General features: G+C 56.3%; 3 protein-coding genes. 2 read left to right on the top strand and 1 reads right to left on the bottom strand.

What is annotated here, in order from left to right; translation table 11 throughout:
• On the top strand, positions 1 to 203 hold a 203-nt coding region (locus AC5RV1_RS21305; protein WP_493995946.1), incomplete at its 5' end, for a hypothetical protein.
• A complete protein-coding gene (locus AC5RV1_RS21300) occupies positions 196 to 450 on the top strand; it encodes a hypothetical protein (protein ID WP_009359359.1) in 255 nt (84 codons plus the stop codon). The genes AC5RV1_RS21305 and AC5RV1_RS21300, both read left to right, overlap by 8 nt.
• A gap of 131 nt (positions 451 to 581) precedes the next feature.
• Here the strand turns inward: AC5RV1_RS21300 and AC5RV1_RS21295 are convergent, their stop codons facing one another.
• On the bottom strand, positions 582 to 1,670 hold the full coding sequence (locus AC5RV1_RS21295; protein WP_493995945.1) for an IS110 family RNA-guided transposase: 1,089 nt from the start codon (positions 1,668 to 1,670) through the stop codon (positions 582 to 584).
• Positions 1,671 to 1,955: the final 285 nt, after the last annotated feature.

Below are 1,955 nucleotides of genomic sequence, written 5' to 3'. Positions count from 1 at the left end.
CAGGGATGCTTCTATATACGTCAAGCCCATCTTGTTCGATCGATCCGGCACGCGCGTACATGATCTTTTACCAGGCGCAGATTAGCTTCTTGAGTGAGAGTTTTGACCGCGGTGGGATCAGGCACCTGTTAAATTTCCTCGACTGTCCGTGGTTGAATCAACGCGTGATCCTGACACTGAAAACCATGCCTGATTATGGCTGAGAAGTTGCGACCACCCCTTGACGAGTTTCTGACCGGGGAGCTCGACGAATTCGTCCGGGTTCAGCTCCTCACAGCGATCGATCAGTTGCGGACTGGGCGTCGATACTTCACGTACAACGCCTTCAATGTGTTGCTCGATGCGGAACTAAACACAGCGACAGTTGAAGATGAGTTTGACGTTGATCGCCAAAGCACCGTCGCGCTTGAGGAATTCCGTAGGCTTCTGGGAGTCGTCGAGGGTTCTTAATCGCATGGTCTTAGGGGTATCCCTTACTTGAGGTTAGCTCTCTCTGGCGGGCAGCATGCACTGCTGTGATAGCGCCCGGTGGCGGTGACCACGTAGACCCGGACGGGCTGCCCCACTCGAACCCTAAAGGTCTAGTAAGAGGGCGTTGAGGCCGCGTGACCGTTGAAAACCTCGCCGGCTGTACTGAGGGTTCGAAAGATCTGTCGCGTGATGTAGCGCTTCAAGCTCCGGATGATTTCCTTCTTGTTCCGCCCTTCACGCGTTCGGCGGACCACATATTCCCTAGTCTCCTGGTGCCAGCGCATTCTGACGACAGCAATCGTGTGGATGGCCTTGTTCAGTTGACGATCCCCGCCTCGATTTAGCCTGTACCTGATCGTTCCGCCTGATGAGGCTGGGATTGGGCAGGTGCCAGCAAGCGCTGCCAAGGCGGCCTCGGAGCGGACGCGGCCTGGATGTGACCAAGCGGTAAGAATCGCTGCGGCGCTAATCGGGCCCACACCTGGCATGTCCAGGAGTGCGTGGCTGGTTTGCTGGACCAACAGAGCCATATCAGCCCGGTTCTGCTCGAGCTGGTCGTCAAGCGCGAGAATTTGTTTGGCCAAGCGAGTGGCTTCCGAACGACTTACCCGCGTGCCGACACCTTCGTCCCGTGTCCTCCATGCTGCGATGGTTTCGATTGTTTTGGGAGTCAACGACTTACGTAAATCAATTCCTAGGTCGACGACTCGCAGGAGCGCGATCAACGAATTGATAGCCGCGGTTCGTTCGCGGACCATTGAAGTTCTGGCAACGGTGAGAACCCGTAATGCCGTGTGGTGTTGGCCGGCACGTGGTTCCCGAAGCTCATCCGTCTCGATTCCTAGGACAGCCCTCGCTGCCCGAGCTGCGTCGATGCTGTCTGACTTGCCCCTTTTTCGGCCAACTCGACGTTCCGGAAACGGCGCCTCGATAACTCGGAAGTCCGACTCCGTTGCCAGCTGCCGGAGTTTGGCACCGTATGATCCGGTTCCTTCCATGGAGACCAATACTCGCGACTTATCGCCGGTGCTGCGACGAGATATCCAGCGCAGTGCCCGATTCATCCCAGCGTTCGTTGACGGGAACGTTTCGTTGGCAACCTCGGCTCCAGTTACCGCGGAAATGATGGCCAAAGTATGCGTTCTTGAATGCGTATCGATGCCAACAACAAAGTCATAAGACTGCGCCACTACTGCCATTTGTACCTCCTGCAGTTCCTTCGGATCATTACGGGTATCAGCGGAATACAGCGAGGCAAGTCTGGGATGAGCCACAACCTCTGAGGCTGGGCAGGCTTCTAATCAAGCCATCGCAGTAGACAGAACCGATGCTGGACTCCAGATGAACGGGCAGATCCCTGCAAACGCACCTTTCGATCAAACCAAAGGGCAAAACGACACCAGGGCCACGTTCGTCCGAAGTCACAGCACCAGCCTGACAGCCAGTCTCGGACCGGCTGTCAATAACACTCCCAGACGACACCT

It is taken from the genome of Arthrobacter sp. Hb9-2 (assembly GCF_059091165.1).
Note: the sequence above shows the minus strand (reverse complement) of the source record. Positions and strands in the feature narration are given on the sequence as shown.

What these genes read in the sequence shown, in the direction of transcription:
- AC5RV1_RS21295 (WP_493995945.1), bottom strand. Translation starts at nt 1,670, where the DNA reads ATGGCAGTAGTGGCGCAGTCTTATGACTTTGTTGTTGGCATCGATACG.
- AC5RV1_RS21300 (WP_009359359.1), top strand. Translation starts at nt 196, where the DNA reads ATGGCTGAGAAGTTGCGACCACCCCTTGACGAGTTTCTGACCGGGGAG.